The sequence below is a fragment of the Kushneria marisflavi genome (assembly GCF_002157205.1).
Lineage (GTDB): Bacteria > Pseudomonadota > Gammaproteobacteria > Pseudomonadales > Halomonadaceae > Kushneria > Kushneria marisflavi.
This window is the reverse complement of sequence record NZ_CP021358.1, coordinates 228,003-253,665: the sequence shown is the minus strand read 5'-3', so window position 1 is coordinate 253,665 and position 25,663 is coordinate 228,003. Positions and strand designations below refer to the sequence as shown.

Genomic DNA, 25,663 nt, shown 5'->3' with positions numbered 1-25,663 from the left:
TTACGCCCGGCACTGCCGGGCGTTGTCGTTTCATGTCCTGGTGTATGCTGCCTGCAGGTCTGAAACTATTTCCCGATGTAACGGTCAGTAACCATAACGATCGTCAAGTGGAGGGTGCCATGCTGATCAGGACACGAAAGCGTCACCATATCGGTGAAAACGAAGTGACATCAGAGTCGGTCTATCATGCGCGCCGCCACTTCATGGCAGGCGTGGCAGGACTGGGTATGGCCGCCGCATTGCCACGCAGTGTCTGGGCAGCGTCCGAATATGATGATGTCGAGCAGGGCAGTCGCCCTGACTGGTTTGCCTCGCGACTCGACAATACACACTGGAAGGCGGTTGCGGCCGGGGAAAACGACAAGCTCACGCCGTTCAATGATGCCACGCACTACAACAACTTTTTCGAGTTTGGCACCAGTAAGGATGACCCCTACAAGCATGCGGGGGCGATGACAACCGAACCCTGGACCATCGAGATCGATGGCGAAGTGGCCAGACCTGGAACGCTGGACATGAACCAGCTGCTGGGTGAGCAGCAGCTTGAAGAGCGTATCTACAGGTTGCGCTGCGTCGAGGCCTGGTCGATGGTCATTCCCTGGCTGGGCGTGCCGCTGTCGGCCATTCTCAAGCGTGCCGAGCCAACCAGCGATGCAAGGTACGTGCGTTTTCAGACCCTGATGCGACCCGAGGAAATGCCAGGCCAGCGTTCCCGTTTTGGGCTGATCGACTGGCCCTATCAGGAAGGGCTGCGCATGGATGAGGCCATGCATCCGCTCACCATTCTGAGTGTTGGCATGTATGGGCGAATTCTGCCCAACCAGAATGGCGCGCCCGTACGGCTGGTGGTGCCATGGAAATATGGTTTCAAGAGCATCAAGTCGATTGTGCGTATTTCTCTGGTCAGGGAGCAGCCGCCCACGGCCTGGCCCACCATCAATGCCAATGAATACGGCTTCTACTCCAACGTGAATCCGGACGTGGATCATCCGCGCTGGAGTCAGGCACGTGAGCGACGTCTGCCCAATAGCCTGTTCAGCCCCAACATGATCGATACGCAAATGTTTAACGGGTATGGAGACGAGGTCGCGTCTCTCTACAAGGGCATGGATCTGCGGAAATATTTCTGATGCGACTCTGGCGATGTAGTGTGTTCGTGGCGGCACTGCTGCCCTTTCTCTGGTGGGCGTGGCAGGTCGCTTCAGGTCAGGCCGGTCCTGAACCCGGGCAGTACCTGCTGCTCAACTTTGGGCAGTGTGCGCTGATTCTACTGCTGCTGACGCTGAGTCTGACGCCGCTCATGAAACTGACCCGCTGGAAAGGGTTTGCACTCATTCGCCGTCAGTTGGGTCTTTGGAGCTTCACCTACGGTGTACTGCACCTGACCAGCTACCTGCTGTTTATACTGGGGCTCGATTTCTCGGCGCTTGGGGAAGATCTGCAGCGCAGGCCCTATATCATTGTGGGTTTTGCAGCACTTTTGATGCTGCTGGCGCTGGCGGTAACGTCCAATCGCTATTCGATGAAGCGTCTGGGCAAGCGCTGGAAGTTTCTGCATCGGCTGGCGTATATCGCGCTCGCCCTGGTGCTTTTACATTTTTTCTGGGTGGTCCGCGCCGATATGGCGCAGTGGAGCGGCTACGCTCTGGCAGGTGTCGTATTGATGCTGCTTCGTATCCCCGTCATTTCTCGCGCGCTGGGCAGGATAGTCCCTAGGCGTGGGAGTACTCGCCGAGCCCCCCGCACATCATGAAAAACGCCGGCTGTGAGCCGGCGTTTTTTTACAGGGCAGGAAGGCGTTATTTCATCGCCGTCAGTACCAGTTTGCCAATGGTGTGACCGTCTTCCAGCATCTGATGGGCACGGGTCAGATTCTCGACGTTAAGCGGCCCGACGATTTCTCCCAGTGTGCTGCGCAGTCGGCCTTCATCAAGCATTCGAGCCATGGTCGCCAGTGCAGCCCCCTGTTGCTCGCGTTGCACATCATGCAGGGGGCGGGCAAACATGAACTCCCAGTGGAAGCTGGCGGCCTTGCCCTGCAGGGCGTTGAGATCCACCTGCTGCTTCGTTTCGGCAATGGCCACGATCTCCCCGAGCGGCTTGATCAGGGAAACCATGTTGTCCCAGTGCACGCCAATATCATGGCAGTTGAAGATGTAGTCGACTTCTTCCAGATCAAGCCGTTTAAGCTCGTTGATCAGATCATGATGATCGACCACGTCATGTGCGCCCATTTCAAGGCACCACTGTCGCGATTGTTCGCGTGATGCCGTGGTTATCACGCGGATGCCGGTCAGTTGACGCGCAAGCTGAATGGCAATCGAGCCGACACCGCCGGCACCGTTGATGATCAAAAGTGTCTGGTCGCCATGGTCTCCGGTGTCCTGCGCCAGGCGCAGCTTGTCAAACAGTGCCTCCCAGGCTGTCAACGCCGTCAGCGGCATGGCGGCAATTTCTTCGATATCCAGCGTCTGTGGGGCACGGGCGACCAGACGCGAGTCAATCAGTTGATACTCGGCGTTGCAGCCGGGACGATTGACCTCGCCCGAGTAATAGATGCGCTCGCCGACGGCCAGTTCGCTGACCCGCTCTCCAAGTGCCTCGACAATGCCCGTGGCATCCCAGCCCAGTATGGTGGGCTCACCGAGTTCGCCCAGCGCGCCGGCTCGAATCTTGGTATCTACCGGATTGACCGAGATGGCTTCAATGCGGACCAGAACGTCCTCGCCTGTCGGCGCAGGGCGCTCGATGTCGATGGCTTCAAAGGCCCCGGGCGCATTGATGTCGCTGGCGCCTCGTGTGGCAATGGCTTTCATGGTCTCTCCCTTGATTAACGAACGCATGCACATGCGTCATCCACTAGACTATCAGCCATTAATCTGGACCATGATGACAGCCAATGCCAGTCGCTGTGCTTGTGGTGATACGGGCATGATGAAAAGCAGGAGAGAAATGGCATGACGCATGACTGGTTGGCTTTTGCAAAGGCACTCAGATCCATCGCCCAGACCGGGCAGACCTATACCGACAACAAGTATGAGCTTGAACGCTACAAGCAGCTGGAAACGCTGACCAATCAGATGTTTGCCGTGCTGGGTGATGTACCCATCGAAAAAATCGAAAATCTGATCATTCCCGACCGAGGGTATGCCACGCCCAAGGTGGATGTGCGCGGTGCGGTATTTGATGACCAGGGCCGCGTGCTGCTGGTTCGCGAAATCAAGGACGGGCTCTGGACGCTACCCGGGGGCTGGGCGGATGTTAATGAAAGCCCCAGCGCCAATGTGCTCAAGGAGATCATTGAGGAGTCCGGGCATCGGGCCAGCCAGCCGCGGCTGGCCATGCTCAAGGATCGAAGTCTGCACCCTTACGCCCACTATTCACCGGATCATATCTACAAGCTCTTTTATGTCTGCACGCATGACGGCGGCGAGTTCATGCCCAATAACGAAACGGATGCGGCGGACTTTTTTGCACTGGACGATCTACCGCCCTTGTCCGAGGGGCGAACGCTGCCTGTGGACATTCATGAGTGCTGGGCCTTTGCCTCGTCCGGCGCTGCTGGCATCTATAGCGACTGATGGCCTTGATCGACATTGATCGTCTGCTCCATGCCGACTGGAGTCTGTCGCCCTCAAAGCGCTGGTACACGCAGGCTCGGCGTTTCAACGGTCTATGGCAGATCAGCGCACCGGTTTGCATCGATAATAGCCGCGCCTGGTGTGAAAGCGTTTTGATGGCGCCCTCACAGGGCGCAACGCTGGCCGGATTTGATTTTCCCATCGGGGTGCCCGGGCAATGGGCCAGACAGGTCAATGTGACCGATTTCAGGCAGTGGCTGGAAACGCTGGAAACACCGCAATGGCAGCACTTTTTCGATACCGCTGCCACTCGTGACGAGATTTCACTGACGCGTCCCTTTTACCCTCGGCGGGCCGGAAAGGGGATGCGGCAGTCGGATCTGACGCAGGCCCTGGGCGTTGAAAGCTTCGACGCGCTGCGTCGGCAATGCGAGCGTGACATGTTGGGGCGCCAACCCTGTCCGCTGTTCTGGACGCTGGGGGCCAATCAGGTGGGCAAGGCCGCCCAGGTCGGCTGGCAGGACGTTATTAGACCTGCGGTGGGGCAGGGTGCTGCACTCTGGCCCTTTGATGGTGAGCTGGCCTCACTGGCCGTGTCGCATCGCTGCATCCTCTGCGAAACCTGGCCGACGCTGGCGGCTCGCCTCATGGGCGCAGAACTGTCGGGACGTCAGAGCAAACGTAGACAGTCAGACCGTCTGGAGGTTTGCCGTCGTCTATTGGGGACCGGGCTGCCGGTGGCATGGGAGACGCCCGCAAGGGCATGGCTTGAATCCGGTTTCGGCGAGCGAGCCGATGGGGAGGACGCATTTGACGCCATGCTGGGGCTTGTGATGATGATCGCAGTCGTGGAGGGGCAGTTACCGGCATCATCGGCTCTATCACCCATGGCGAGGCATATCGAGGGGTGGATCCTGGGATGGTGTCCGGATGAGACGCCAACGTCCTGAAAAGCACTTGGCTATCCAAAAAAAAGGCCTTCAGATGAAGGCCTTTTTGATGTTGCAGAACAATCTCGAAAAGCTCGATCAGCCGATGTGTTCACCGACCTGAACAATCTTCATGGCGTTGGTGCCGCCCTGGGCACTGACGTGATCGCCGCGCGTCAGGATGACGTAGTCGCCAGGGTTGGCCAGCCCACGTTTTTCAAGCTCGGAAACGGCGCGCTGGTTGACTTCGGCATTGGGCATGTCATCAGTATTGAACTCGATGGCAGAGACACCGCGGTAGAGTGCCATGCGACGCAGTGTCCGCGGGTGTGACGACAGTGCCACGATCGGCAGGCCGGAGCGGATACGCGAGGCGATCAGCGGTGTATAGCCGGTCTCGGTCAGGCAGGCAATGGCGGCCACGCCTTCCAGATGGTTGGCAGCGTACATGGCAGACAGGGCTACGGTTTCATCGATGCGATGGAACTCATCGGCCATGCGGTGCTTGGATTCCTGAGCCGCGCGCTCGCGCTCGGCGCCCATGCAGCAGCGGTCCATGGCTTCAATGGTTTCGACCGGATAGCTGCCGGCCGCGGTTTCAGCAGAGAGCATGACCGCGTCGGTACCATCAAGCACCGCATTGGCCACGTCAAAGACTTCAGCGCGCGTCGGCAGCGGGGACTCGATCATCGATTCCATCATCTGCGTAGCCGTAATGACCGCACGGTTAAGCGTACGGGCGCGGGCAATCATGCGCTTTTGAACACCAATCAGCTGCGCATCACCGATTTCCACGCCAAGATCGCCGCGGGCGACCATAACGGCGTCAGAGGCGATGATGATTTCATCAAGCGTGGCTTCATTGGCGACTGCCTCAGCGCGCTCAACCTTGGCGACAAGGGCAATGTTCTTGCCGGCTTCGCCCAGCAGGTCGCGTGCCAGCTGCATGTCGGCACCGGAGCGGGGGAAGGAAACCGCCAGAAAATCGACTTCCAGGTCAATCGCGGTTTTCATGTCTTCGCGATCCTTGTCGGTCAGTGCTGCTGCCGAAAGACCGCCACCCTGCTTGTTGATGCCCTTGTTATTGGAGAGCTTGCCCCCCACCTTGACGGTACATTCGATGCGACCGCCTTCGACATGCTTGACTTCCAGTACGACACGTCCGTCGTCGAGCAGCAGTACATCGCCACTTTTGACATCGTCAGCCAGCTCCTTGTAGTCACAGCCGACCTGGTGGTCATTACCTTCATCACGGCCCAGATTGACGTCGAGGGCAAAGTCCTGGCCGTTTTCGAGTTCGACCGAGCCATTGGCGAAGCGAGCAACCCGAATCTTGGGTCCCTGTAGATCCCCAAGAATGGCCACATTGCGCTTTTGGTTTTTGGCAGCTTCGCGAACGGCGACGACGCGACGACGGTGGTCTTCGGGGCTGCCGTGGGAGAAGTTGATTCGAACGACATCAACGCCTGCGTGCACCATGGCGTCGAGAACACCTTCCTTGTCACTGGCAGGGCCAAGGGTGGCGACAATCTTGGTGCGGCGAATCGGGCCGGCAGTCGCTTTCGTCATGAAGCATTCTCCTGATGCGGTGTCTGAGTGTATTCACTATACCTTCTTCACCCCTTTGGGTGCGACGGCTATGCGCCAAAGTCTCCGGAGAGACTCTGAAGAAAGCCTTGACGAGACTTGCAGCAGAGCGCTGATGAGCGCCCTTGCAAGGCTTGATCAAACTCGGGGTAAAGTCTTGATGAGACCCCGGATAATGTCGAGGTGTTCAATGCGCCATGAAACGCTGTGGCGATGTTTGAGATCGGGCGTCGTTATTGTGCACCGTTTTTTAACCGGTGGCGCCATGGATAAGGCCAGGGTAGGGTAGTCGCATTTTCAGGGTGTCTGAAACTGTCCGGGTTAACGGACGCTCACGCACGCTGCTTTTCTGACATGACAGTGCCGGCAGGACCGGCAAAAGAGACGGAGATCTATGGGCAAGTCACTGGTGATCGTCGAGTCGCCGGCCAAGGCCAAGACCATCAACAAGTACCTCGGCAACGATTTCATCGTGAAATCGAGTGTGGGTCATATTCGTGACCTGCCGACCAGTGGTAGTGGCAAGAATGCCACTGATCCCTCCGAGCGTGCGCGACAGGCAGCAGCCACGCGCAAGATGTCTGCCGAGGAAAAGGCAGTCTATAAAAAGCGCAAGAGTCATGATCAGCTGATTCGTCGCATGGGCGTTGATCCTGAAAATGACTGGCAGGCGAATTACGAGATACTGCCGGGCAAGGAAAAGGTGGTCGACGAGCTTAAAAAGCTCGCTGAAAAGGCAGATGCCGTTTATCTCGCGACCGACCTTGACCGTGAGGGGGAAGCCATCGCCTGGCATTTGCGTGAAACCATTGGCGGTGATGAGTCGCGCTATCGGCGAGTGGTGTTCAACGAAATCACCAAAAATGCCATTGCCCAGGCGTTTGAAACGCCCGGCGAGCTCAAGGTTGACCGTGTACATGCCCAGCAGGCCCGTCGGTTTCTGGATCGGGTCGTGGGATTCATGGTATCGCCGCTGCTCTGGAACAAGGTGGCTCGCGGGCTTTCCGCCGGTCGAGTTCAGTCCGTTGCGGTGCGTCTGATCGTCGAGCGCGAGCGCGAGATTCGTGCCTTTACGCCTGAAGAGTACTGGGACGTTCATGCTGACCTTGAAGCCGGCAGCGGTGACCGTGTGCGCTTTGAAGTGGCGCGCCACGATGGGGAAGTGTTCCGACCGGTCAGCGAGTCACAGACCGCCTCGCTGATTGCGCCTCTGAAAACGGCCGACTACGTCATTACAGGTCGAGAAGATCGCCCGACTTCCAGCAAGCCCGGCGCGCCCTTTATCACTTCGACGCTACAGCAGGCTGCCAGTGGTCGCCTCGGGTTCTCGGTCAAAAAGACCATGACTCTGGCGCAGCGGCTGTATGAGGCCGGTTATATTACCTACATGCGTACCGATTCGACCAATCTCTCCGCCGATGCTATCACCATGGCGCGGGACTACGTTGAAGCGGAGATGGGCAGCAACTATCTGCCCGAAACCCCCAATGTTTATTCCAGCAAGGCCGGTGCCCAGGAAGCGCATGAGGCGATCAGGCCGACCGATGTTCACCGTCGAGCGGATGATCTGGGCAGCATGGAACGTGATGCTGAACGTCTCTATGAGCTGATCTGGCGCCAGTTCCTGGCCTGTCAGATGGTCCCCGCCCAGTATCTGTCGACCACACTGAGCATCGAGGTCGAGAATTTCGAGCTTCGTGCCAGGGGACGAGTGCTGCGCTTTGATGGCTATACCCGTGTGCTCAAGCCCTCGTCCAGAAAGGAGGAGGATCAGCAGCTGCCGGATATCGGCAAGGGAGAGCGTCTCGAACTCAAAACGCTCGATCCGAAGCAGCACTTTACCAAGCCGACTGCGCGCTATACCGAAGCCAGTCTGGTCAAGGAGCTTGAAAAGCGAGGGATTGGTCGTCCGTCGACCTATGCGGCCATCATCTCCACGATTCAGGAGCGTGGCTACGTCAAGCTGGACAGCCGGCGTTTCTATGCCGAGAAGCTCGGGGAAATTGTTACCGATCGGTTGACGGAATCCTTTCAGGACCTGCTGGACTACGGATTCACGGCCCGGATGGAAGACGAGCTGGATCATGTCGCCGACGGTGAGCGTGACTGGCGTGAGCTTTTAAACAGCTTTTACGGCGATTTTCGTGCTCGCCTCGATCATGCCGAGGGCGAGGAGGGCATGCGTCCCAATCAGCCGGTGGAAACCGACATCAAGTGTCCCACCTGCGGTCGGCCAATGCAGATTCGCATCGCCTCGACCGGGGTGTTTCTGGGCTGTTCGGGATATAACCTGCCGCCCAAGGAGCGCTGCAAGACCACCATCGATCTGCTGCCCGGTGATGAGGCAGTGCCGGCGGATGCCGACGAAAATGCCGAGACTGATGCCCTGCGCGCCAAGCGCCGTAACCCCAATACGGGTACGGCGATGGACAGCTATCTCATCGATGAAACGCGCAAGATCCACATCAGCAATGATGACGATGGCTATTACGAGATCGAAGAAGGTCACTTTCGCATCAAGGGCTACGAAGGCCCGACCATTGAGTGCGATAAGTGCGGCTCGGAAATGCAGCTTCGTACCGGGCGCTTTGGCAAGTACTTCGCATGTACCAACGATGACTGTAAAAATACCCGCAAGCTTTTGAAAAGCGGGGAGCCGGCGCCGCCCAAGATGGACCCGATCCCGATGCCGGAACTGGCCTGTCAGAAGGTGGATGATCATTATGTGCTGCGGGATGGCGCTAGTGGTCTTTTCCTGGCAGCCAGTCAGTTCCCGAAAAATCGCGAGACGCGCCCGCCGCTCGTCAGCGAAATCAGACCTCATGCCGACGCATTGCCGGAGAAGTATCACTTTCTTCTGAAGGCACCGGATCATGACCCGGATGGCCATCCGGCGCAGATCCGATTTTCGCGCAAGACCAAAAGTCAGTATGTGTTGAGCGAAGAGGATGGCAAGGCGACCGGTTGGAAGGCGCTGTGGGATGGCGGTCGCTGGCAGGTCGAGGATAATCGTAAGGGAACTGGTGCCAAAAAGAGCAGCAAGGCAGGGAAGCAGGCTTCATGAGCCATCAGGGACGAACCAATCAGCTGCTTTATCAGGCCATGCTGCTGCTGGAGCAGCCAGCAGGTGATGATGAACACGCTGATGCCAGACGTCGAGCGCTCGAGGAAGGGGCGCTCTCAATGCTCGAAATGGCCCTTGAAAGCGTGATCAGGGAAATTGCCCATACCTGCCGCTGGCCGTCGATGCACTGGCGTACCGTATTGAATGAACCGCCGGCACGCGTGGCCGAGATCGAGCTGTTGCGAGAACTCATGGCGCAGCCCGAAAGCTGGCTGGCCAGGCTGCTGATACTGCTGGATCGTCTTCATGACGAAGGTGGAGCGGCTCAGCTTCGTCGTCATGACAATATGATCGCGTCCAGCCAGAGCGCACCCCTTTCCCGGGAACTGGCAAAGTGCCTTGATGATTTTCGAGCTCTGCTTCCCCGGCTTCGTGAAACCAGTTATGAGTGGTAATGACTTGTCCTTGATAAACGTGACATCGTACGCAGGTGTCCTTAATATTGCGTTAATGTTGTTCGCTGATCGGATCAGTGAGGTGGCGCATGACTGAAGCGGCCGTATTTGAAATTGTCGAGCTTGAAGACGGCCAGTTTGTGCTGCGAGCCGCTGATAGTGATGATAAAAACGAACCCCTGGCCAGCATCCGCTTTTCATCGCAAACGCTGGAGCTGCTGCGCCACCATCGCTTTGATGTCGCTCGTGAGATGCTGGACCATTTAATCTCCCGCTCTGTACTGGCAGATGACGATGACGCCATTGATGCTCCCGAGCCTGCCGCCATCCATTGATCCGTTTTCCTTGACCGGGCCGATACCTGTCCACGGACAGGTATCGGCGTTTCAGGCGATTGTGTCTGAAAAAATGGAATAAATTCCTTATGTCAGAGACCCCAAAGGGTGATTTTGACTTCTGGTGGCAGGCACCGGGAGAATGGGTAGAGCCCCCCAATCAGCGCAAGGGCGGCCTTAGCGGCGTGCGGTTCGTCAGGCCACATCCGCAGGGGCCTGCCTTTTACGTCAAGATTCAGCAGGGCCATCTCTTTCATAGCCTTCGTTATCCGCTGGGTCGCCCCACCACCGTGCGTGAATGGCAGGGACTCAAGCGATGTCAAAAGCTTGGAGTGAATGCGCCGCCACCGGTCTTTTTCAGAGCACGCAAGGAAGATGGCGGGTGGCAGGCGGTCATGGTGACGCAGGCGCTCCTCGGTTATGAAAGCCTACAGGCGATGCTTTCTGCGGACCGCCATTCTCTCGAGCAACGCAGTACCATCTTTAATGCTCTGGCGGACAATCTGATCAGGCTGCATCAAAGTGGCTATAAACATGGCCATCTCTATCCCAAGGAAGTGCTGGTGCGCCTTGGTGAAGAGGGCGTGGCAGCCACTGCGCTTGTCGATCTGGAGAAGTGTCAGCGTCGGCCATCGGCGCGCCTGGCGGCAATGCGGGATCTAACCCGTCTTTTTGGCGATGCTCGGCCGATGGGAATGCGCGATGAGGAGTGCCACCTGATGATGGACGTCTATCAGCGTGTGGGTATTTCGCTGGACAGGGAACGGCTCATGTTGCCGAGGATACGTTAGGTGTGGTGTGCCCGCAGGCACACCTGACGCTTTAAAGGGGCAGGCTTAAAGGCTGTTGCCGTCGCCACCCCGAATGACCCCAACGCCTACGCCCTCTATATCCAGGCTCTGACTTGTCAGGTCGATCATGATGGGCTCGAAATCAGGATTTTCGGCAATCAGACTGACGATGCTGCCCTGACGCTTGAAGCGTTTGACCGTCACATCATCTCCCAGTCGTGCCACGACAATCTGTCCATCGCGGGCATCATGGGTGCGATGCACCGCCAGCAGATCACCATCAAGAATACCAGCGTCGCGCATGGAAAGACCGCGGACACGCAGCAGATAGTCGGCGCCCGGATTAAAAAAATCGGCTGGCATCGGGCAGTAACGTGAAATGTGCTCGGCGGCAAGAATCGGGCTGCCGGCAGCGACTTCCCCGATGACCGGTAGACCGGCGTTGATGCTTTCCTGCTCCTGTGCGGCCTGTTCATGAGCGGTGATACGGATGCCGCGTGAGGTACCCGGAATCATCTCAATGACGCCCTTCTTGCGCAGGGCACGCAGATGTTCTTCGGCAGCATTGGGCGAGCGAAAGCCCAATGCGCCGGCAATTTCGGCACGCGTGGGGGGGTAGCCGAGTTCACTGATGGTTCTGGCAATGAAATCGAATACGGCCTGTTGGCGTGCGGTCAACGGTCGTGTCATGGGCGATGGCCATTGTTGATGTATACAGTATGTGATTGTATCCAGTCATCAGATCAATGCAAGCGCTTCGATACGGTCTCAAGTGCAGGTGAATGCGTGCATTGGTGATACCATCACGCACTGGCCCGTAAGTTTTATTTTCATGAAAGAGAACTGATATTTTCCATGGTGCCATCCGATACCGTGACCCGAATCCTTGATGCGGCCGAAGTACTGTTTGCCGAGCACGGCTTTTCCGAGACGTCGCTTCGTCGGATTACGGGTCGAGCCGAGGTCAACCTGGCGGCTGTCAATTACCACTTTGGCTCCAAACAGGCGCTGATACAGGCCGTGTTCTTCCGCTATCTCGATCCTTTCAGCGCGGATCTGCATCAGCGTCTGGATGCGCTTGAGGCAGACGAGACAGGCGCCTGCGATCTTGAAGGGCTGCTCGATACGCTGTTTACCAGCGTGCTGGAGATGCCCTCTGAAGGCCATGATTTAAGAACCTTCATGAAGCTTCTGGGACTGGCCTACTCACAGGCGCAGCGCCATCTGCGTGACGAGCTTCGAAACCGCTATGGCGACATCTTTTCGCGCTTTTTGAAGCTTCTCAGGAGGGCCACTCGCGAGCTGGCCGACGATGAGCGCTTCTGGCGCCTGCATTTCATGCTGGGGTCGGTCATTTTTACACTTTCCGGTCTCAACACGCTGCGCGATATCGCCGAGCATGACTATCACCAGCGCATCACGATTCGGGAGCTGGCCCAGCGTCTGAAACCGGTCGCCCTGAATGCGCTGCGTGCCCCAGTGACGGAGGTTGCCTCAAATGCCATGACGGCTCAGCACGCCGATCAGGTGACCTGCTATCCCAGAACAGGAACACATTCATGACGAATTCCCGGTCTGCAGCCCCGGTTGGGCCGCTCATGTGCGACGTTCAAGGCACATGTCTGAGCGATGACGAGCGAGGCTGGCTGGCTCACCACAGCGTGGGCGGCATTATCCTTTTTGCGCGCAACGTCGAGTCACCCGAGCAGATGCGAAAGCTGTGTGACGACATCCGGCGTGCTCGTCCCAATATTCTGATCGGCATTGATCAGGAGGGAGGGCGTGTTCAGCGTCTTCGCAACGGTGTGACCAGCCTGCCTCCCATGGCATGTCTGGGACAGTACTACCTCGATGCACCTGCTGAAGCGCTTGAGCTGGCGCGCGACACCGGCTGGCTGCTGGCGATGGAAATGGCCGCCTGCGGCGTCGATTTCTCCTTTGCGCCAGTGCTTGACCTTGATGATGCCCGCTGCCCGGCCATCGGCAATCGTGCCTTCTCTGATGATCCGCAGCATGTGACTGCTTTGGCGGGCGCCTTTATCGAGGGGTTGGCCGATGCCGGGATGGCCAGTGTGGGCAAGCACTTCCCGGGGCATGGCGGCGTCACGCTCGATTCACACCTTGTCATGCCGGAAGACACACGCACGCTCGAGGCGCTCGAATCCCGTGACCTGATTCCCTTTCGAGCGCTGTCTGACCGACTGAACGGGATCATGCCGGCTCATATACGTTTTACCCGAATCGATGACCGCCCGGCCGGATTTTCGCGGCGCTGGCTGGAATATCTGCGCCAGGACATCGGTTTTGAGGGTGTGATCGTTTCTGATGATCTTTCCATGGAAGGGGCTGCCATGGCCGGTGGCCCAGGAGAAAGGGTCATGGCGGCGCTGGAGGCCGGATGTGATCTTGTCCTTCTGTGTAATGACCCGGAAGGGGCGGCAGAAGCCCGTCAGACGCTGCATTCATCCATGAAGAAACCGTTAACACAGTGCCGTCTGGAGCGACTACGCTTTGCCGGTGGCGTCGTTGATCTTGCAACGCTGAAGGAGCAGCCGCGCTGGCACCGTACCAGGGAGCGGCTGGCGAATCTCCCTACCTGAAGAGAGAATACAATGGCGCAGCAATCAGGCAGTGGTGGCTCATCATCGGGCGGTTCCCAGTCCGGCGGGTCGGAAGCCACCCATTACTGGCAGCAGTTGCTCGACAGTACACGGGAGTGGTCCACGGGCTATTTTGGTCTGCCCGGCTGGGTACTGATGATCATTCTTGTCGTGCTGCTGGTACTGCTGTTTGATCTGATCTGCGCCTTCTTGTTGGGTCGACTTGAGCGGCGTCTGAACAAGAGCCCGAGACGTTGGGATGACGCGCTGGTGCATGCGCTTCGCGGGCCGCTGCGATTGTGGTTATGGCTCGGAGGGCTGTGCGCCATACTCACCCTGGGGGCTCAGGGGTTCGATATCTCCGGTGTCACTTTTTATGCCAGTCTCTTTTTCGGGCTCTCGACGCTGGCCATCATATTCTGGGTCGAGGTGCGTCTGATGCAGCGTCTCGAACAGCGACTGGTATTTCCACCGGCCCACTCCAGGGCAAAACCGGTAGATCAAACCTCTGCTTCGGCAATCACCAAGATTACGGGTGCGCTGACCCTGATCCTGGTGCTGTTAATGGGCCTTCAGATGCTCGGAGTGTCGGTATCGAGTCTTCTGGCGGTAGGCGGCGCTGGCGGGATTCTGATCGGTTTTGCTGCCCGCGATGTCATGGCCAACTTCTTTGGCGGCATGGTCGTTCATCTGGACAAGCCCTTTCAGGTCGGGCACTGGATACGTTCGCCCGACCGCGAGATCGAAGGCGTCGTTGAAGACATCGGCTGGCGTCTGACCCGTATTCGTACCTTCGCCGGGCCGCCCATTTACGTTCCCAACGCCGCATTCAGCCGGATTACCATTGAGACGCCTTCGCGCATGGAGGCCCGTCTTCTGTGGGAAAACGTCGGTATTCGCTATCAGGATGCAGGGGCCATCGAGTCGATTACCACCGACATACGCGAGATGCTCGATCAGGACGAAGAGATCAACAGCGATGAGATGATCACGGTGACCTTCAGCCAGTATGGTGACTATTCGCTGAATCTTATGATTTATGCCTTGAGCAATGTGGTCGACTGGCAGGGCTATAACGAAATCCGACAGCGCATCCTTCTCAAGGTGCGCGACATCATTCATCAGCATGGTGCTGAACTGGCATTGCCCGCCTCCCGGATCTATGTGCCTGACGAGATACGTCTAAGCAATGGGTCAAAGCAGGATGACCTTGAGTCCGAGGGGGATTCCCGGCAGGATAGCGACCCTCAAAATTCCCGGTCGGCATCTGCAAGCCGCGTGCGGGAAAAGGACAAGGGGACGCGTGCCCCATTTGATACCGAACAGAACAGTGAGTCAGATGGCGATGCCTGAACACCATGATGGTCACCTCGAGATGGCCCAGTATCACAACGACATGAAGGTCCTAATGGATGAGGCAGATTGCCTGATTGACCTTCCTGCCGTCGAAAGGGCGCTGGATGACATGGCCAGCCGATTGACGACGTCGCTCTCTGACAGCATGCCGGTGTTTTATTGCGTGATGAACGGCGGGCTGATCACGACCGGCCACCTGCTGACCCGTCTGGGCTTCCCTCTGGAAGTGGACTACCTCCATGCCACACGCTATCGCGGTGGCCTGCGCGGCGGCGAGCTATTCTGGCGTGTTTCTCCCGAAATTCCGATGGCAGGCCGGCACGTGGTGATTGTGGACGATATTCTGGATGAAGGCGCAACGCTTGCCGCTATCCTTGAATACTGCCATCAGGCAGGAGCGGCCAGTGTGTCTTCGGCCGTACTGGTCGAGAAGATGCATGATCGCAAGGCCGTACCTGATCTCAAGGCGGATTACTGTGGCCTTGAGGTCGAGGACCGCTACGTTTTTGGTTTTGGCATGGACTACAAGGGCTACTGGCGCAACGCACCGGGCATCTTTGCCCCGCGCGGTCTTTGATCCGTCAGAGATCGTCGTTACCTGTACCCCAAAAAGGGCCGGCCATCAGGCCGGCCCTTTTTTTGCCACCGTCAGCCAGGTCACCGGCTGATGACCGATGTGACCTAAGACTTCTGATTGAAATGTTCGAGCAGGGCTTCGATGGCAGCGAAGCGTGATTCTGGCGTTTCCATGGGCTTTTCAAAGCGCAGGGTATCTGCGCCATCCAGCCGATACTGATCAGGTGCTTTTTGCATCATTTTGACCAGCGTCATGGGTTCAACCGAAGTGTCGGCTCCGAACTGTATACGACCACGCTTTTCGCCTGCTTCAAGTCGCGTAATGCCCAGCCGCTCGGCCTTGAAACGAAGGGTGGCCTGTCGGAAGAGATGCTTGACCGGCTCCGGGAGCAGGCCGAAGCGGTCGATCATTTCGACCTGAAGCTCACGCAGCTCACCATCGTTTTTGGCATTGCTGATGCGCTTGTACATGACAAGCCGCTGCTGAACGTCATGCATGTAGTCGTCAGGGATCAGCGCCGGCAGCCCAAGGCTTATATCTACACCTTCCGACATGGGGGCTTCGATGTTGGGCGTCTTGCCACTTCGAATGGCATTGACGGCACGATCGAGCATTTCCATGTAAAGGCTGTAGCCGATGGTCTCGATCTGGCCGCTTTGCTCCTCACCCAGAAGCTCACCGGCACCACGAATCTCCAGATCATGGCTGGCCAGCGTAAAGCCTGCCCCCAGGTCCTCGGCCTGTGTGATGGCCTCCAGACGCTTGGTGGCATCCGTGGTGATCTGCTTGGGTGGGGGAGTGAGCAGGTAGGCGTAGGCCTGATGGTGCGAGCGGCCTACACGTCCGCGCAGCTGATGAAGCTGCGCCAGACCGAACTTGTCGGCCCGCTCGATAATGATGGTATTGGCGCTGGGAACATCGATGCCGGTTTCAATGATGGTTGAGCATACCAGCACGTTGAAGCGCTTGTGGTAGAAGTCCGACATGGCCCGCTCCAGAGCGCGCTCGGCCATTTGACCATGAGCGACGCCGACGCGTGCGTCAGGCACCAGTTCGCGTACCTTCTCGGCAGTGGCCTCGATCGATTTGACCTCATTGTGAAGATAATAGACCTGACCACCTCTGAGCAGTTCACGCAGGACGGCTTCCTTGAGCACGGCCTGATTGCGCTGTTGTACGAAGGTCTTGACCGATAGCCGGCGAGCCGGCGGGGTGGCAATGATGGAAAGATCACGCATGCCGCTCATGGCCATCGACAGGGTCCGCGGAATCGGCGTGGCAGTCAGGGTCAGAATGTCGACTTCGGCGCGCAGCGACTTGAGCTTTTCCTTCTGGTGGACACCAAAGCGGTGCTCCTCGTCGATGATCACCAGTCCAAGATTGGCAAACTCAAGTTCCTTGCCCAGCAGCTTGTGGGTACCGATAACGATATCGATGCGGCCATCGTTGAGCCGCTCAAGTGTCTGCGACTGCAATTTACCGCCCTGAAAGCGCGACAGGATATCGATGTTGATGGCGGAGTCGGCGAAGCGGTCGCGGAAGTTATCGAAATGCTGCTGTGCCAGCAGGGTCGTTGGTACCAGCACTGCCACCTGACGTCCGGACTGTACGGCCAGAAAGGCCGCCCGCATCGCCACTTCCGTTTTGCCAAAGCCGACGTCGCCGCAGATCACGCGATCCATCGGCTGGGTCGAGGTCATGTCATGGATGACGGCATCAATGGCCATGCGCTGATCCGGGGTTTCCTCGAACGGGAAGTTGGCGGCAAAGCGTGCGTATTCCTGTCCCGGCGGCTCGCAGGCAAAGCCTTCACGCGCCTCGCGTCTGGCGTAGACGTCCAGCAGTTCAGCCGCCGTATCACGTACCTTTTCTGCTGCCTTGCGCCGTGCCTTCTCCCACTGGTCACTGCCCAGCTTGTGTAGAGGGGCGCTGTCATCGCTGGCACCGGCGTAACGTGAAATCAGATGGAGGCTGTCGACCGGCACATAGAGTCGCGCACCGCTGGCGTACTCAAGTGTCAGAAACTCTGCCGGCATGCCGCCGGCGTTGAGCGTTTCAAGCCCCAGATAGCGGCCGACACCGTGCGCCTTGTGGACAACCGGGGCGCCTTCCCTGAGCTCCGAGAGATGACGTATGGCCAGTTCATTATCATCCGTGGCACGGCTGCGCCGCCGGCTCTGGCGTACGATTTCGCCGTAAAGCTCGGTTTCTGTGAGTACCAGCAGCTTGTCGCTTTCAAGCCAGATGCCGCGCTCAAGCCCACCTTCCGCGATGGCATGGGGCTGATGGGCATCCAGAAAGCCTTGCCATCTGTCGATGTCATGTAGATCGAGGTTCAGGGGCGCAAGCGTTTCGTGCAGGGCTTCCTGCCGACCCCTTGACTCGGCCACAAACAGCACCCTGACATCATCGTGATCCGCCATGAACTGCTCAAGCGATGCAAGCGGCTTTGTGGCGCGTGCGTCGATGGCGATGTCAGGCAGTTTTGACCCTTCAACGGGGGTGCCTTCTTCATCAGTGCGCCACTGGAGGCGGGGATAGCGGTTGATCTGACCGAACAGCTCTGCCACTGGCACAAAAGCCTTGACCGGGGGGAGCAGTGGCCGGGTAGGGTCAACGCCCAGATTTTCAAATCGACCGGTAATGGATTGCCAATGACTCTCGGCGGCCTCGAAGCTGCCCGGCATCAGGGCGCAGCGCAGCTGATCACCGATATGATCAAAAAGCGTCGACGTGTGCTCGAAAAACAGCGGCAGATACTGCTCAAGGCCCGGAGAAGGAATGCCCTGAAGTGCGTCCAGATAGAGCGGGCAGTGACGCGGATCAACGTCAAAAAGCGTCTCGAAACCCTCACGAAAGCGCGCGATGGCATCCTGCGTCAGCGGGTATTCATGGGCTGGCAGCAGTTCGATTCTTTCGGTGCGCTCGCTCGAGCGCTGAGTATCGGGATCGAAATATCGCAGCGTGTCGATCTCGTCATCAAAAAGGTCGATACGCAGGGGGTGCTCGCTGCCGACCGGATACAGATCGATCAAGGCACCGCGAAAGGCATATTCTCCGGGTTCGTAGACGGTTTCGACCGCGCGATAGCCGGCGCGGTGAAGCTGGCCACGAAAATGTTCGCGATCCAGCGACATCCCGTTTTCCAGATGCAGTGCCTGTACGGCGACATAGTCCGTTGGCGGCAGACGCTGCATGAGCGTATTGACCGGTGCCAGGATAATGCTCTGGTACTGATGTTGAAGCTGGCGCAGGGTGCGGAGCCGCTCCGAGACGATGTCCTGATGTGGGGAGAAGCTGTCATAGGGCAGAGTCTCCCAGTCGGGAAAAACGAGAACCTGCTGGTCGCTGAAAAAGCGTAATGCCAGTGCCATGCGCTGAGCGCTGGCCGAATCCGGCGTTATCACGAGCAGGGGTGTCTTCTCGGCGCTGGCCAGATGGGCCATGGTGAGCGCATCAGCGCTACCCTCGGGAAGTCGCCAGCGTGTGTTTTCCCGGGCAGGGGACAATGCAGGGGGCGAAAGAGGGCTGATGGTGTGGCTATGCGATGGCATGGTTCACTTCAGATCGATGGGCACAGGAACAAAATGCGGACAGTATCGTCAATATGGAAGAGGTTTGCCTTGAAGTCTGTCATTCCCGAAGCATTTGAGAGGCTCATTGTGCCGTATCACGCCCGGTCATGCTGGCTTCGATGATGTGCTTTTGGATATCGGTAAGACGTTTGTGGCCAGTCGTGGCGCTACGCAAGGCACTTGTCAACTGATGCTTTGGTGTAGTCCGGCTACATGTTTGCGACTACGCAACCATTGTGACAGGACGTCGCTCTTTCGATAATGCCGCCACCTTAAGATTGCAGCTGCCGAGAGAGTGCCCATGATACCGAAAAGGATATCAACTAAAATAAGGGCAGGCGCTGCAGGTTTTCGATCATCGCATTGTAAGGAAACCTGACGTGAGTATGGAAAAAGAAGAAATGTGTCTGAAACAGTGGCAGGAACAGGAGGCGCTGGCAGAAGAGATGATCCCATTGCTGGGACGTCTTTATCGCACCTGTCAGGTAGTGCCATTGATGTATGGCCGTTCCATGGTCAATCAGTCGGTCATTCAGTTGCTGAAGCATCATCGCTATGCACGGCATGCTGAAGGCGTCGAACTTGAAGTCAGTGATACCTTTGCCCTTGTCAAACGACTGATCGAACTCGAGCCCGGTCCTGCCCATATCGACGTGGGTAAACTGGCCGTGGCCTATAAAAGTAGCGGCGAGCATGATGTTGCGGGCTTTTTGAAGAAAGAGCTTGCCCCCATCGTGGGCCAGCAGGGTAAAGGTGGTTCAGCGCAACCTCGCGATGTGGTGCTCTATGGTTTTGGCCGTATCGGTCGTTTGCTGGCCAGGCTTTTGATTGAGCGCACCGGTGGCGGACAAACACTGCGTCTGCGAGCCGTTGTGGTTCGTGGGGATAGTTCCGATCTGGAAAAACGTGCCAGCCTGCTGCGTCGTGACTCCATTCATGGACCTTTCCCGGGAACGCTGACACTGGATTACGACAATGATGCCATTATCGCCAATGGCAATCGTATCCAGTTCATTCGTGCTGAATCGCCTGACAGCATTGATTACACAAGCTATGGCATCGATAACGCTATCGTGGTGGATAACACCGGTAAATGGCGTGATCGTGAAGGTCTTGAAAGGCATCTGGTCTCACAGGGTGTCGCGCGTGTTCTCCTGACGGCACCGGGCAAGGGCGATATCAAAAATATTGTTTATGGCATTAATCAGCATGATGCCGATGAGAGCGAACGAGTTCTGTCGGCGGCATCCTGTACCACCAATGCCATCGTGCCAGTGCTGAAATGCCTGTCGGATCGTTACGGTATTGAGCGAGGCCACGTAGAAACAGTGCATGCCTATACCAATGATCAGAATCTGACCGACAATTATCACAAGGCCGAGCGTCGTGGACGCAGCGCGCCCATGAATATGGTGCTGACCGAAACCGGTGCCGCCAAGGCAGTGACCCGTGCTCTGCCTGAACTTGAAGGCAAGCTGACCGGTAACGCCATCCGCGTGCCCATCCCCAACGTTTCCATGGCCATTTTGAATCTGACGCTTGAAAAGGCATGCGACCGGGAATCGCTCAACGGCTACCTGCGCGAAATGTCGATCGATTCAAAGCTGCGGCGTCAGATCGACTTCGTCGATTCGCCTGAAGTCGTGTCGTCGGATTTCGTTGGCAACCGTCATGGCGGCATTGTCGATGGCAAGGCCACCATTGTTGACGGCAAGAATATCGTGTTGTATGTATGGTACGACAACGAGTTTGGCTATAGCGCTCAGGTCATTCGCCTGGTCCAGCACATGGCACATGCGCGACTTCCTTCCTTTCCTTCGCCAAACTGAAATGATCGCATTTCCTCCTGGACTTTGGTCCAGGAGTTCCTCGAGTCTGACGTGAATCCCTTGTAACGCATGTGGTTTTTCATGTTCCAGCTCCTTATAATACGGCTGGTTTTTAACCGTGCTAAATCATGTCCGCTCTTGCGGATCACCGAAACATCTCATCTGATTGATCATCACCCAAGGGGATCACCGGTAACAACGGTTGCTATCAATAGCTTGCGTCGAACGGTTATCAAACCCTGCATGACTGCATCAGATTCGACTACTGGGCGAGACTATGATCGAAGTCAAACGAGGCCTGGATCTCCCCATCGCGGGTTCACCTTCCCAGACCATCGATAATGGTCAGCCGGTGAAGCATGTGGCTGTTCTTGGCCCTGATTACATCGGCATGCGGCCAACCATGGAAGTCCGCGAGGGAGACCGGGTATCGCTTGGTCAGTTACTTTTCACTGACAAGAAAACCGAAGGCGTACGCTATGTGGCGCCGGCTGCTGGTGAAGTAGTCGCCATCAATCGTGGCGAGAAACGCCGTCTTTTGTCGGTGGTCATTCGGGTTGATGAAAACAGCGATGCCGAGGCGCCTGTCATTGAGCGCCACGATCCTGAACGTCTCGACACGCTGGAACGCCAGACCGTCGTTGATCAACTGGTGGCTACCGGCCTTTGGACCAGCTTTAGAAAGCGTCCATTTTCCCGGGTGCCGTCGGTGTCCGAGCACCCGCTCAATATCTTTGTGACGGCCATTGACACGCATCCACTCAGTGCTGATCCGGAACCCGTGATTCAGGAGCGCCGCGATGACTTCGTCAATGGACTCAAGGTTATACGACACCTGACCGAAGGTAAGGTCTATCTGTGTACCGCGCCGAACGCCGAAGTGCCCGGTGGGGAAATTGACGGGGTAGCGCATGAACGCTTTTCCGGTCCTCATCCGGCAGGTCTGGCTGGGACTCACATACACTACCTTTCGCCTGTTGGTATCAGTCGACAGGTATGGCATCTGAACTATCAGGATGTCATGGCCATTGGGGCCACGTTCACGCAGGGTCGTCTGGACACGCGACGTGTGGTGGCACTGGGTGGTCCGGCGGCCAAAAAACCGCGGCTGGTGCGTACACGTCTTGGTGCAAGCCTTGATGAACTCCTTGCCGGTGAAGTCGAGAGCCACCAGGATGTTCGTGTCATCTCAGGGTCGGTGTTCGGTGGCAGCACTGCCAAAGACGAGACGGCCTATCTCGGTCGTTATCACCTGCAGGTGTCATTGATTGAAGAAGGTCACAAACGCGCTCTGTTAGGCTGGCTATCGCTGGGCCTCGACCGGCATTCTGCTACCGGCATCTATCTGTCGCGGCTGACACGACCGGCCTCATTCCGGCCCAATACCAGTACCAACGGCTCCGAGCGTGCCATGGTACCAATCGGCTCTTACGAACAGATCATGCCTCTGGATATCCTTCCGACTCAGCTGCTGCGTTCGCTGATCGTTGGGGATATAGAGGTGGCCATGCAGCTGGGGTGTCTGGAACTTGACGAGGAAGATCTGGCGCTTTGTACCTATGTCTGCCCTGGCAAGTATGAGTATGGTCCGATCCTGCGCGACAATCTGACAACGATCGAGAAAGAGGTCTGATGATGGGGATTCGTCGTTTACTGGATAATATCGAGCCCCACTTCCATGAGGGCGGCAAGTATCAGCGCTTCTACGCCTTGTATGAAGCGGTGGATACCATTTTTTATTCGCCGGGCCATGTGACAGGATCAACATCACACGTACGTGATGGTATTGATCTCAAGCGCATCATGATCACGGTCTGGATGTGTACCTTCCCGGCCATGTTCTTTGGCATGTACAACGTGGGTCTGCAGGCCAATGTTGCCATTGCTGACAACTACGGCGCGCTGGAAGGATGGCGTGAAGCGGTCGTCATGGCACTGGCAGGAGGACATGATCCAGGCAGTATATGGGGCAATTTTGTTCTTGGGGCAACGTGGTTTGTCCCCATTTATGCCGTGACCTTTATCGTGGGTGGCTTCTGGGAAGTCCTGTTTGCCATTCGCCGTGGTCACGAGGTCAATGAAGGGTTCTTCGTCACCTCCGTTTTGTTTGCCCTGATTCTGCCGGCCACTGTGCCGCTGTGGCAGGTTGCCTTGGGCATCACCTTTGGTGTGGTGATTGGCAAGGAAGTGTTTGGCGGGACTGGCAAGAACTTCCTCAACCCGGCTTTGACCGGTCGCGCCTTCCTCTACTTTGCCTATCCGGCACAGCTGTCGGGTGATTCCGTCTGGGTACCGGCCGACGGCTATACCGGCGCTACAGCACTTTCTACCGCAGCGCAGGGCGGTGTCGATCAGCTGGTTGCCCAGACCCCCTGGATCAATGCGTTTCTGGGCTTTATCCAGGGCAGTATCGGTGAGACCTCAACGCTCATGATTCTACTGGGTGGTCTGGTCATGATCTGGACCCGTGTTGCTTCCTGGCGCATTATTCTGGGTGTGTTCCTGGGCATGGTTGCCACTGCAACGCTTTTCAATCTGATTGGCTCCGATACCAATCCGATGTTCGCATTGCCCTGGTACTGGCATCTGGTTATCGGCGGCTTTGCCTTTGGCATGATCTTCATGGCCACCGACCCTGTCTCCGCTTCCATGACCAATACAGGCAAGCTGATCTTCGGCGCACTGATCGGGTTCATGACGGTGCTGATCAGGGTCGCCAACCCGGCCTTTCCAGAAGGCATCATGCTGGCCATCCTGTTCGCCAATCTTTTCGCACCGCTGATCGACCACTTTATCGTTCAGGCCAATATCAAACGTCGGCAGAAGCGTCTTATGCCGTCAAGGGATAAGGAGGTTGCCTGATGGCCAATAATGATTCGATCAAGAAAACGCTAACGGTGGCGCTGTCCCTGTGCGTGGTCTGCTCCGTGGTGGTGTCCACGGCGGCCGTGGCGCTAAGGCCGACCCAGCAGCAAAATCAGGAACTGGATCGCAAGACCAATATCCTGCAGGTTGCCAACCTGATGGCGCCCGGTAAAAGCGTTGAGCAGCAATTTGGTGAGATCACTCAGCGTGTGGTGGATCTTCGTAGCGGTGAGTATGTCGACGACATCGACCCCGACCGCTTTAATCAGATTGCTTCCACTCAGGATCCGGCCATGTCGCGAACCCTGAGCGGTCCGGAGGATCGGGCCGGCCTTGGTGGCCGCGTCGAGAACTATGCCACGGTCTATCTTGTAGGTGACCCCGATAACCCCGATGAGATCATTCTGCCGGTTCGAGGTCAGGGCCTGTGGTCGCTAATGTTGGGTTATCTGGCACTGGAAGGCGATGGCAATACCGTCGTTGGCCTGTCGTTTTACGATCAGGGCGAGACGCCAGGGCTTGGTGGTGAGGTGGACAACCCCCGCTGGAAGTCACTCTGGCCCGGCAAGGAAATCTATCCCGAGGGCAGCACCGATCCCGCCATTCGGCTCGTCAAGGGCGGCGTTGGCAGCAACACACCTGATGCAGAACACAAGGTGGATGCGCTTTCCGGTGCTACCCTGACCAGCACGGGTGTCACCAACCTGCTGCAGTTCTGGATGGGCGACGAAGGTTTTGCCAAGTATCTGGCGCGCTTTCGTGACACTTCACAAGGAGCTTGATCATGGCAAAAACTGATACAGCCAAGGGTCTGCTGATAACTCCCATTTTTCAGAATAACCCCATTGCATTGCAGATCCTCGGGATATGTAGTGCGCTGGCGGTGACCAACTCCATGAGCACTTCGCTGGTCATGGGGCTGGCGGTTATTGCGGTTACGGCCTTTTCGAACATGTTCGTCTCGTTGATTCGCAATCACATGCCATCATCGATTCGCATCATCATTCAGATGACCATCATTGCTTCGCTGGTCATCGTGGTGGATCAGTTGTTGAGAGCGTTTGCCTACGACCTGTCCAAGCAGCTGTCGGTATTTGTGGGTCTGATCATTACCAACTGTATCGTCATGGGCCGTGCCGAGGCCTATGCCATGCAAAATGGCCCCGTCCTCAGCTTTCTGGATGGTGTCGGTAACGGTCTGGGGTACACCTTTATCCTGCTGGCGGTCGGTTTCTTCCGCGAGCTGCTGGGCTCGGGCTCGGTGTTCGGCATTACCATCATGCCGACCATCAATGACGGTGGCTGGTATGTGCCCAACGGTCTTATGCTGCTGCCGCCTTCTGCCTTCTTCGTGATTGGTCTGTTGATCTGGGCTATCAGAAGCCTTAGCCCGCAGCAGGTCGAGACGAGTGAGTTCAAGATCACGACCAATACAAAACCGCAGACTGCACAGGGGAGCGTGTAATGTTTGAACATTACCTGAGCCTTTTCATCAAGGCTGTATTTGTTGAAAACATGGCACTGGCGTTCTTCCTGGGCATGTGCACGTTTCTGGCCGTGTCCAAGAAGGTCTCCTCGGCCATCGGTCTGGGCGTGGCGGTCATTGTTGTTCTGACCATTACCGTGCCGGCCAATAACCTGATCCTGAACTATCTGCTCAAGGCGGGTGCGTTGTCGTGGACGGGTATTGAGGGCGCCGAAAACATCGACCTGTCGTTTCTGGGGCTTCTGAGCTACATCGGTGTGATTGCCGCCATCGTTCAGATTCTTGAGATGTTTCTCGACAAGTTTGTGCCGGCGCTTTACAACACGCTGGGCATCTACCTGCCGCTGATCACGGTAAATTGCGCCATCATGGGGGCAGCGCTGTTCATGGTGCAGCGCGATTACGCCTTCGGCGAGTCGGTAGTTTACGGACTTGGTGCCGGGGTTGGCTGGGCACTGGCTATTGCGGCTCTGGCGGGTATTCGTGAAAAACTCAAGTACAGCGATGTACCGGCCGGACTTCAGGGATTGGGCATTACCTTCCTGACCGTTGGTCTGATGTCACTGGGCTTCATGTCGTTTTCCGGCGTTCAGCTGTAAGCGGCGGATCATCGACTGAGCAAGGAAACGAGTC

At 57.2% G+C, this 25,663-nt stretch carries 22 protein-coding genes; 18 read left to right on the top strand and 4 right to left on the bottom strand.

Going from position 1 to position 25,663, the window contains the following annotated elements; all coding sequences use genetic code 11:
- The first annotated feature begins 119 nt into the window (after window positions 1-119).
- Both msrP and msrQ read left to right on the top strand, forming a co-directional pair.
- On the top strand, window positions 120-1,130 hold the full coding sequence (msrP, locus tag B9H00_RS01230; protein WP_086901634.1) for a protein-methionine-sulfoxide reductase catalytic subunit MsrP: 1,011 nt from the start codon (window positions 120-122) through the stop codon (window positions 1,128-1,130).
- Entirely contained in the window at window positions 1,130-1,753 is a 624-nt protein-coding gene (gene msrQ / locus B9H00_RS01225) for a protein-methionine-sulfoxide reductase heme-binding subunit MsrQ (protein ID WP_086899125.1), read from the top strand. The genes msrP and msrQ overlap by 1 nt, the downstream gene beginning before the upstream one ends.
- A gap of 46 nt (window positions 1,754-1,799) precedes the next feature.
- On the opposite strand, the gene B9H00_RS01220 is transcribed toward msrQ, so the two are convergent.
- A complete protein-coding gene (locus B9H00_RS01220; protein WP_086899124.1) occupies window positions 1,800-2,816 on the bottom strand; it encodes a zinc-binding alcohol dehydrogenase family protein in 1,017 nt (338 codons plus the stop codon).
- Between the two features lie 141 nt (window positions 2,817-2,957).
- Between B9H00_RS01220 and B9H00_RS01215 the strand changes: the two genes are divergently transcribed.
- Both B9H00_RS01215 and B9H00_RS01210 read left to right on the top strand, forming a co-directional pair.
- Window positions 2,958-3,581: an NUDIX hydrolase gene (locus tag B9H00_RS01215; protein ID WP_086899123.1), complete on the top strand. Its 624-nt coding sequence runs from the start codon at window positions 2,958-2,960 to the stop codon at window positions 3,579-3,581.
- Window positions 3,582-3,586: 5 nt separating this feature from the next.
- The gene (locus tag B9H00_RS01210; RefSeq protein ID WP_147376526.1) at window positions 3,587-4,531 is read left to right on the top strand and encodes a DUF429 domain-containing protein; all 945 of its coding nucleotides are present in this window, start codon (window positions 3,587-3,589) and stop codon (window positions 4,529-4,531) included.
- A 78-nt stretch (window positions 4,532-4,609) separates the two neighbouring features.
- Here the strand turns inward: B9H00_RS01210 and pyk are convergent, their stop codons facing one another.
- On the bottom strand, window positions 4,610-6,079 hold the full coding sequence (pyk, locus tag B9H00_RS01205; protein WP_086899121.1) for a pyruvate kinase: 1,470 nt from the start codon (window positions 6,077-6,079) through the stop codon (window positions 4,610-4,612).
- A gap of 412 nt (window positions 6,080-6,491) precedes the next feature.
- Between pyk and topA the strand changes: the two genes are divergently transcribed.
- From topA to B9H00_RS01185, 4 genes are all read left to right on the top strand, one after another.
- Window positions 6,492-9,161, top strand: coding sequence for a type I DNA topoisomerase (topA, locus tag B9H00_RS01200; protein WP_086899120.1), 2,670 nt, complete (start codon window positions 6,492-6,494; stop codon window positions 9,159-9,161).
- Window positions 9,158-9,616 carry a DUF6586 family protein gene (locus B9H00_RS01195; protein WP_086899119.1) on the top strand — a complete coding sequence of 153 codons (459 nt, stop codon included), beginning with the start codon at window positions 9,158-9,160 and terminating at the stop codon, window positions 9,614-9,616. The genes topA and B9H00_RS01195 overlap by 4 nt, the downstream gene beginning before the upstream one ends.
- 89 nt (window positions 9,617-9,705) lie before the next feature.
- A complete protein-coding gene (locus tag B9H00_RS01190) occupies window positions 9,706-9,951 on the top strand; it encodes a hypothetical protein (RefSeq protein WP_086899118.1) in 246 nt (81 codons plus the stop codon).
- An 89-nt stretch (window positions 9,952-10,040) separates the two neighbouring features.
- On the top strand, window positions 10,041-10,742 hold the full coding sequence (locus B9H00_RS01185) for a lipopolysaccharide kinase InaA family protein (RefSeq protein WP_086899117.1): 702 nt from the start codon (window positions 10,041-10,043) through the stop codon (window positions 10,740-10,742).
- A gap of 45 nt (window positions 10,743-10,787) precedes the next feature.
- On the opposite strand, the gene lexA is transcribed toward B9H00_RS01185, so the two are convergent.
- On the bottom strand, window positions 10,788-11,432 hold the full coding sequence (gene lexA, locus B9H00_RS01180; protein ID WP_086899116.1) for a transcriptional repressor LexA: 645 nt from the start codon (window positions 11,430-11,432) through the stop codon (window positions 10,788-10,790).
- Between the two features lie 165 nt (window positions 11,433-11,597).
- Between lexA and B9H00_RS01175 the strand changes: the two genes are divergently transcribed.
- From B9H00_RS01175 to B9H00_RS01160, 4 genes are read left to right on the top strand one after another with little or no spacing between them, the layout of a single operon-like run.
- Complete coding sequence (locus tag B9H00_RS01175) at window positions 11,598-12,305, top strand: TetR/AcrR family transcriptional regulator (protein WP_086899115.1); 708 nt, start codon at window positions 11,598-11,600, stop codon at window positions 12,303-12,305.
- Complete coding sequence (gene nagZ / locus B9H00_RS01170; RefSeq protein ID WP_086899114.1) at window positions 12,302-13,342, top strand: beta-N-acetylhexosaminidase; 1,041 nt, start codon at window positions 12,302-12,304, stop codon at window positions 13,340-13,342. The genes B9H00_RS01175 and nagZ overlap by 4 nt, the downstream gene beginning before the upstream one ends.
- Window positions 13,343-13,354: 12 nt before the next feature.
- Entirely contained in the window at window positions 13,355-14,695 is a 1,341-nt protein-coding gene (locus tag B9H00_RS01165; RefSeq protein ID WP_086899113.1) for a mechanosensitive ion channel family protein, read from the top strand.
- 22 nt (window positions 14,696-14,717) lie between these two features.
- Window positions 14,718-15,275, top strand: coding sequence for a hypoxanthine-guanine phosphoribosyltransferase (locus tag B9H00_RS01160; protein ID WP_086901633.1), 558 nt, complete (start codon window positions 14,718-14,720; stop codon window positions 15,273-15,275).
- Window positions 15,276-15,379: 104 nt separating this feature from the next.
- Here the strand turns inward: B9H00_RS01160 and mfd are convergent, their stop codons facing one another.
- Entirely contained in the window at window positions 15,380-18,829 is a 3,450-nt protein-coding gene (gene mfd / locus B9H00_RS01155) for a transcription-repair coupling factor (protein ID WP_086899112.1), read from the bottom strand.
- A 401-nt stretch (window positions 18,830-19,230) separates the two neighbouring features.
- Here mfd and B9H00_RS01150 point away from each other — a divergent pair, with 401 nt between their 5' ends.
- From B9H00_RS01150 to nqrE, 6 genes are all read left to right on the top strand, one after another.
- On the top strand, window positions 19,231-20,679 hold the full coding sequence (locus B9H00_RS01150; protein ID WP_407656539.1) for a glyceraldehyde-3-phosphate dehydrogenase: 1,449 nt from the start codon (window positions 19,231-19,233) through the stop codon (window positions 20,677-20,679).
- 277 nt (window positions 20,680-20,956) lie between these two features.
- Entirely contained in the window at window positions 20,957-22,312 is a 1,356-nt protein-coding gene (locus B9H00_RS01145; protein WP_086899110.1) for a Na(+)-translocating NADH-quinone reductase subunit A, read from the top strand.
- Window positions 22,312-23,541: an NADH:ubiquinone reductase (Na(+)-transporting) subunit B gene (locus B9H00_RS01140; protein WP_086899109.1), complete on the top strand. Its 1,230-nt coding sequence runs from the start codon at window positions 22,312-22,314 to the stop codon at window positions 23,539-23,541. Before B9H00_RS01145 ends, B9H00_RS01140 begins: the two co-directional genes overlap by 1 nt.
- Window positions 23,541-24,326, top strand: a complete 786-nt coding sequence (locus tag B9H00_RS01135; RefSeq protein WP_086899108.1) for a Na(+)-translocating NADH-quinone reductase subunit C — start codon at window positions 23,541-23,543, stop codon at window positions 24,324-24,326. The genes B9H00_RS01140 and B9H00_RS01135 overlap by 1 nt, the downstream gene beginning before the upstream one ends.
- Before the next feature lie 2 nt (window positions 24,327-24,328).
- Window positions 24,329-25,009 (top strand): NADH:ubiquinone reductase (Na(+)-transporting) subunit D, encoded by a 681-nt coding sequence (locus B9H00_RS01130; RefSeq protein ID WP_086899107.1) that lies wholly within the window; start codon window positions 24,329-24,331, stop codon window positions 25,007-25,009.
- On the top strand, window positions 25,009-25,629 hold the full coding sequence (nqrE, locus tag B9H00_RS01125; RefSeq protein WP_086899106.1) for an NADH:ubiquinone reductase (Na(+)-transporting) subunit E: 621 nt from the start codon (window positions 25,009-25,011) through the stop codon (window positions 25,627-25,629). The genes B9H00_RS01130 and nqrE overlap by 1 nt, the downstream gene beginning before the upstream one ends.
- Window positions 25,630-25,663 lie beyond the last annotated feature (34 nt).

Excerpts from the sequence above, each read along its gene's own strand:
- msrP (WP_086901634.1), top strand. The coding sequence starts at position 120 with ATGCTGATCAGGACACGAAAGCGTCACCATATCGGTGAAAACGAAGTG.
- msrQ (WP_086899125.1), top strand. The coding sequence starts at position 1,130 with ATGCGACTCTGGCGATGTAGTGTGTTCGTGGCGGCACTGCTGCCCTTT.
- B9H00_RS01220 (WP_086899124.1), bottom strand. The coding sequence starts at position 2,816 with ATGAAAGCCATTGCCACACGAGGCGCCAGCGACATCAATGCGCCCGGG.
- B9H00_RS01215 (WP_086899123.1), top strand. The coding sequence starts at position 2,958 with ATGACGCATGACTGGTTGGCTTTTGCAAAGGCACTCAGATCCATCGCC.
- pyk (WP_086899121.1), bottom strand. The coding sequence starts at position 6,079 with ATGACGAAAGCGACTGCCGGCCCGATTCGCCGCACCAAGATTGTCGCC.
- topA (WP_086899120.1), top strand. The coding sequence starts at position 6,492 with ATGGGCAAGTCACTGGTGATCGTCGAGTCGCCGGCCAAGGCCAAGACC.
- B9H00_RS01195 (WP_086899119.1), top strand. The coding sequence starts at position 9,158 with ATGAGCCATCAGGGACGAACCAATCAGCTGCTTTATCAGGCCATGCTG.
- B9H00_RS01190 (WP_086899118.1), top strand. The coding sequence starts at position 9,706 with ATGACTGAAGCGGCCGTATTTGAAATTGTCGAGCTTGAAGACGGCCAG.
- B9H00_RS01185 (WP_086899117.1), top strand. The coding sequence starts at position 10,041 with ATGTCAGAGACCCCAAAGGGTGATTTTGACTTCTGGTGGCAGGCACCG.
- lexA (WP_086899116.1), bottom strand. The coding sequence starts at position 11,432 with ATGACACGACCGTTGACCGCACGCCAACAGGCCGTATTCGATTTCATT.
- B9H00_RS01175 (WP_086899115.1), top strand. The coding sequence starts at position 11,598 with ATGGTGCCATCCGATACCGTGACCCGAATCCTTGATGCGGCCGAAGTA.
- nagZ (WP_086899114.1), top strand. The coding sequence starts at position 12,302 with ATGACGAATTCCCGGTCTGCAGCCCCGGTTGGGCCGCTCATGTGCGAC.
- B9H00_RS01165 (WP_086899113.1), top strand. The coding sequence starts at position 13,355 with ATGGCGCAGCAATCAGGCAGTGGTGGCTCATCATCGGGCGGTTCCCAG.
- B9H00_RS01160 (WP_086901633.1), top strand. The coding sequence starts at position 14,718 with ATGGCCCAGTATCACAACGACATGAAGGTCCTAATGGATGAGGCAGAT.
- mfd (WP_086899112.1), bottom strand. The coding sequence starts at position 18,829 with ATGCCATCGCATAGCCACACCATCAGCCCTCTTTCGCCCCCTGCATTG.
- B9H00_RS01145 (WP_086899110.1), top strand. The coding sequence starts at position 20,957 with ATGATCGAAGTCAAACGAGGCCTGGATCTCCCCATCGCGGGTTCACCT.
- B9H00_RS01140 (WP_086899109.1), top strand. The coding sequence starts at position 22,312 with ATGATGGGGATTCGTCGTTTACTGGATAATATCGAGCCCCACTTCCAT.
- B9H00_RS01135 (WP_086899108.1), top strand. The coding sequence starts at position 23,541 with ATGGCCAATAATGATTCGATCAAGAAAACGCTAACGGTGGCGCTGTCC.
- B9H00_RS01130 (WP_086899107.1), top strand. The coding sequence starts at position 24,329 with ATGGCAAAAACTGATACAGCCAAGGGTCTGCTGATAACTCCCATTTTT.
- nqrE (WP_086899106.1), top strand. The coding sequence starts at position 25,009 with ATGTTTGAACATTACCTGAGCCTTTTCATCAAGGCTGTATTTGTTGAA.